The following is a 4,938-nucleotide window of genomic DNA, read 5'->3' as shown; positions in this document are numbered from 1 at the left end:
ATCCTAACTATGCCAATGCCTACTACAACCGGGGACTTGTCCGTGATGATTTAGGAGATAAGCAAGGAGCAATAGAAGATTACAACCAAGCAGCAAAATTATATCAACAACAAGGTAAAAATGAAGATTATCAAGATGCTTTGAATACAATTAGAAAATTACAACAATAATATTTTGTCTGAATCAGGATGTCCAGGATTTAAGGATTAACAGGATGTGATTTTTCCCTCGTTCCCTGGCTCTGCCGGGGAATGCCCACAGGAGGCTCTGCCTCCAGTATATTCGTATTTGAGGCAGAGCCTCAAACTCCCATTCCCAGCCGGAGTCTGGGAACGAGTTCAGGATTAACAGGATGTGATTTTTCCCTCGTTCCCTGGCTCTGCTGGGGAATGCCCACAGGAGGCTCTGCATGACAACAATAATATTTTGTCTGAATCAGGATGTCCAGGATTTAAGGATTAACAGGATGTGATTTTTTGATTGTCTATGAACCATTGAGATTTGAGGATGAAAAATCATCTTCACATTATAAAATGAATTAGATCCCCGACTTCTTAAAGAAGTCGGGGATCTGTCACCTCACGACTAAGATCAATTTATCATTTATGTTTAATTCTGCAAATTTAATTGTTTTACCAAATGTACCAATTCCGGTAAAATCAACTTTTCCATCCCCAGTCGCACAGCATTACTAGAACCAGGAAGAGAAAAAATGATTTTGCTTTGATAAACACCTGCGACAGCACGGGAAGCCATAGCGCGGGAACCAATTTCTTGATAACTTAAAAACCGAAATAATTCCCCAAATCCCGGTAAAGTCTTTTCTAAGAGCTTTTCTAAAGCATCATAAGTGGTATCCCTGGGAGCAATTCCCGTTCCTCCATTAAAAATTACAGCATTGATACGAGTATCTTCGCCCAAGGCTGTCATTTGGGATTGAATTTCTTTAGGCTCATCTTTGATAATCTGATATAATTCCACAGTGTGATCATCAGCTAAAAGTAGTTCTTTAATTAATTGACCACTTTTATCTGTATCTGGGGAACGGGTATCACTGACGGTAATCACTGCACAAATTACAGAAACTTGCTGTATATTGGGGTGTGGTTGAAATTCCATGATAGTGGCAATGACCGATAATTTATCTTCCAAATGCTTCGCCCCTACTGACAACTGTACGGGCGAAGCATTTGGAGAACTATTTTTGGCAATGACTGATAATTTATCTTCCAAATGCTTCGCCCCTACTGACAATTGTACGGGCGAAGCATTTGGAGAACTATTTTTGGCAATGACGGATAATTTATCTTCCAAATGCTTCGCCCCTACTGACCACTGACTAATGACTAATTAAGACTTACTCAATCCTAGTCCATTGTCCTCAGCATAACGATTCATGAAGCGCATAAAACGATCCCACTCATCATTAGAATTCATCACATAAATTGCTTCTAGAGATTCTGGTTTACCGTTGACAAATTTACCCTGAACGTTACGAATAACGATTTCCCCTTCTTCGTCAATCAAATATAAACCAGTAACTTCATCTGTGCCATCTTGCGCCAATATATCAGGATTGGTGAAGATAAATGTTGCCGTACCGCTTTCACCTTTTTTTGCTCTTGTCAACCGAACATCAGGAACTACTGTTTCTTCAATACCTTTAGCAAACTGAATTTTCGCCATGATGAGTCAATTTAAAGTTTTGTGATCATTTTGTAATATTCTCTCATCATAGAGCAATTTCCTAGCAGGCATTTTACCAATGGTAATTAAATCTAGTTCACAATTCCGATTTAAACGCCGTTTATTTACTACAGCGTTGATCATTGTAGTTGGTATATTCATCACTCTGACTAACTATTCTAGCCCCGCTACACCTGTCACTAAAACCAAAAACGTCATTCTGATGATTGGGGACGGTATGGGCTGGGAAATGGCTCGCGCTGGGGCTATGGCTAAAGGATATAATTACACTTCTGGTAAGGGGGAAGGACTGAGTTTTCAAACTCTGGATAATTACGCCCTGGCTACCACCTATGGTACTACCATTGCTCCTGGTAATGGAGTTTTCAGCACGGGTAACTCTGCGTTATCTAACTCTAATCCGATTACAGGTGCTAGTCCGATTCTACCAGGGTTTAAATTCCAACCTCAATTTAATCCCGGAAATACACCGTCTGGAGGAGGTAAAAATCCTCAATCTAATGCGGTAGGTAATTTAGTGGGTTATGATCCTCAGCGTGGGGGAATAAATCCTTGGACACCTGGGAATGATCCTGAATATATCAAGCATAGTTATCCTGATTCTGCCAATACAGCGACTACTTTGTACACAGGAGTCAAAAGCTATAACAATGCTATTTCCGTTGATATATTTGAAAAACCTTTAGAAACCATTCTCAAAACTGCGGCTGATCATGGTAAATCTACGGGGATTGTGACTTCTGTTCCTATTGATCATGCTACACCGGGAGCAGCAGCAGCAAACGTGAATCGTCGCAATAAATATGATGGTGATTATCCGACTTTAGATAATATTCTTCAGCAGGAACTTCGCATATATCAACCAACTGTAATTTTAGGTGGTGGTCATCCTCTCACAGGTGCGAGTAGTCAACCTCTGCCTACGGGTGTAGAACCGCCAACTAAATTTGAATATATCACTAAAACGACCTATGCAGAATTGAGTAAAAACCCCAATCAAAACCGCTATAACTACACATTTTTAGAACGGGGAAAAGATGCGGCTGATAAGTTAGGGACTACTGCGGCTAAATTAGATCCAAATATGGGCGATCGCTTGTTAGGATTATATGGAGCTAGGGGACAAGAGGGAAATCTCCCTGTGAGTACCGCTAATGGTGATTACAGTAATACAGGTTTGAGTATTTTTTCCCTGTTTGGTTCTCAAGGAAAAAACCCCGATACAGTTCGGCCTCTACTTGCTGGAGAAACCGATAAATCTTTTATTGCGAAAGAAATTAATGAGAATCCCACACTTGATGATTTAACCAAAGCAGCTTTAGCAGTTTTAGCTAAGGACAAAGATGGATTTTGGTTAATGGTAGAAGGTGGTGATATTGATTGGGCTGCCCATGATGATAATATAGATAATATGATTGGGACAGTGTTGGATTTTGACAAAGCTGTAAAAACGACAATTGACTGGATTAAAAATAATGGTGGTTGGGAAAATAATCTGTTGATTGTTACTGCTGATCATGATCATTATCTGACTTTAAATCCCAACTTTTCCGAACTGCTGAAAGAAAAAAGTGCAGAAGCTTTAACTGCTGAATCTGATTCCATGAAAGCGGGTCATTTTTGGGGTTCTAATCCTCAGATTAAATATGGTTGGGGAAATCATGGTAATCGTCCAGTTCCTGTTTATTATCAAGGTAAAGGTGCAGAAGTTTTAACTAATTCTGTCGGTAAGGGTTTTCAACTTTATGGTGATGATATTCCTGGTATTGGGGGTTTAGTAGACCAAATTCACATTTATCAGACTCAACGGAAAGCAATAGGGAATAGGGAGTAGGGGGAGTTGGGGGAGTTGGGGGAGTTGGGGAAGTAGGGGGAGTTGGGGGAGTTGGGGGAGTTGGGGGAGTTGGGGGAGTTGGGGGAGTTGGGGAAGTTGGGGAAGTTGGGGAAGTAGGGGAAGTAGGGGAAGTAGGGGGGGAGAAAGAATTTTCCCAATGACCAATGACCAATGACCAATGACCAATGACCAATGACCAATGACCATTCAACCATCAGTTATCCTGTTCTGACTCATCAGCAGATTAAATCAGGGGATCGCTTGCATAATTGTTCACAATTTGTTACAAAAATATAAAGAACTTCTAGAGACTAAAACCTAATGTTCGCCGGACTTACTGGTTTAACAGATACCAAAAGCACCGATTGGGGAGAGCGAATGCTCAATACAGTCGCCAGCCAAACGATTCGCCACCTGTTTACCCAAAGCGAGTCGGTAGAAGTCTTTGTGCGCTGCTATCCCTCCAGCAAACTGTTGCAAGGCAGCATTGATAGCTTTAAAATGAACGGTCGCGGCTTAGTAATTCGCAAAGATTTCGCAGTTGAGGAAATGTCCTTTGAAACCGACGCTGTAGCCATTGACTTCGGCTCGGTTTTAAGTGGCAAACTTACTCTCAAACAACCCACCCAAGCAGTAGCCCAGGTGATTTTATCAGAAGTAGGCATTAATCGAGCTTTTGAGTCGGAATTGGTGAAAAAGCGGCTGCTGAACCTTTCTGAACCCACTTTGATCGAAATATCTGGTGGTGAACCTGTTTCTTTTACTGAAGTTGAAGTCAAGTTATTACCTGAAAATCGCTTGCATTTGGTAGCTAAAGCCGATTTAAACAACGGTGAACTCATACCCCTAAGTATGACCATTGGTGTCGGAATTGAAAGAAGAAGGCGGGTTTCTTTCAAAGAACCTAAGATTGAACTTGAGGGAGTTCCAGAAGCACAAAGAGAAATTTCCCAGACTTTAAGTCTGGCATTGGTAGAAATTTTGGATAATATGGTTGATTTAGATCGCTTTGATTTAGATGGGGTAAAAATGCGACTAAATCGTTTAGAAACAGAAGGTCAAAGATTGATTTTTAGTGGTTACGCGGAAATAGAAAGAATTCCTCACAGTTCTTAACAATTCTGAAAATTGAGAAAAAATTAACGCCGCCTAGTTGACTCTGGGCGGCATTTTAATTTTTATAGGAGTCAGGAGTCAGGAGTCAGGAGTCAGGAGTTCACGAGTTCAGGAGTATGGCTAACGCCACGCTTCGCTATCAGGAGTTCAGGATAAGAAAGAAGAAAGAAGAAAGAAGAAAATTTCTCCCCAACCTCCCCAACCTCCCCTACTTCCCCAACCTCCCCAACCTCCCCAACCTCCCCAACCTCCCCAACCTCCCCAACCTCCCCAACCTCCCC

General features: G+C 41.4%; 5 protein-coding genes. 3 read left to right on the top strand and 2 right to left on the bottom strand.

Annotated features, from left to right (window positions below; all coding sequences use genetic code 11):
- The coding region (locus tag AN490_RS14150) for a tetratricopeptide repeat protein (RefSeq protein WP_300004413.1) at positions 1-170 on the top strand (170 nt) is incomplete at its 5' end.
- A 439-nt stretch (positions 171-609) separates the two neighbouring features.
- On the opposite strand, the gene AN490_RS14145 is transcribed toward AN490_RS14150, so the two are convergent.
- Entirely contained in the window at positions 610-1,119 is a 510-nt protein-coding gene (locus AN490_RS14145) for a MogA/MoaB family molybdenum cofactor biosynthesis protein (RefSeq protein ID WP_300004410.1), read from the bottom strand.
- A 231-nt stretch (positions 1,120-1,350) separates the two neighbouring features.
- A complete protein-coding gene (gene psb28, locus AN490_RS14140; protein WP_168634049.1) occupies positions 1,351-1,686 on the bottom strand; it encodes a photosystem II reaction center protein Psb28 in 336 nt (111 codons plus the stop codon).
- Between the two features lie 79 nt (positions 1,687-1,765).
- Between psb28 and AN490_RS14135 the strand changes: the two genes are divergently transcribed.
- Together AN490_RS14135 and AN490_RS14130 are read left to right on the top strand one after the other, a co-directional pair.
- The gene (locus tag AN490_RS14135) at positions 1,766-3,541 is read left to right on the top strand and encodes an alkaline phosphatase (RefSeq protein ID WP_300004395.1); all 1,776 of its coding nucleotides are present in this window, start codon (positions 1,766-1,768) and stop codon (positions 3,539-3,541) included.
- A gap of 321 nt (positions 3,542-3,862) precedes the next feature.
- Positions 3,863-4,657 (top strand): DUF2993 domain-containing protein, encoded by a 795-nt coding sequence (locus AN490_RS14130; RefSeq protein ID WP_300004392.1) that lies wholly within the window; start codon positions 3,863-3,865, stop codon positions 4,655-4,657.
- Positions 4,658-4,938: the final 281 nt, after the last annotated feature.

It is taken from the genome of Anabaena sp. AL09 (genome assembly GCF_001672255.1).
Lineage (GTDB): Bacteria > Cyanobacteriota > Cyanobacteriia > Cyanobacteriales > Nostocaceae > Dolichospermum > Dolichospermum lemmermannii.
Note: the sequence above shows the minus strand (reverse complement) of the source record. Positions and strands in the feature narration are given on the sequence as shown.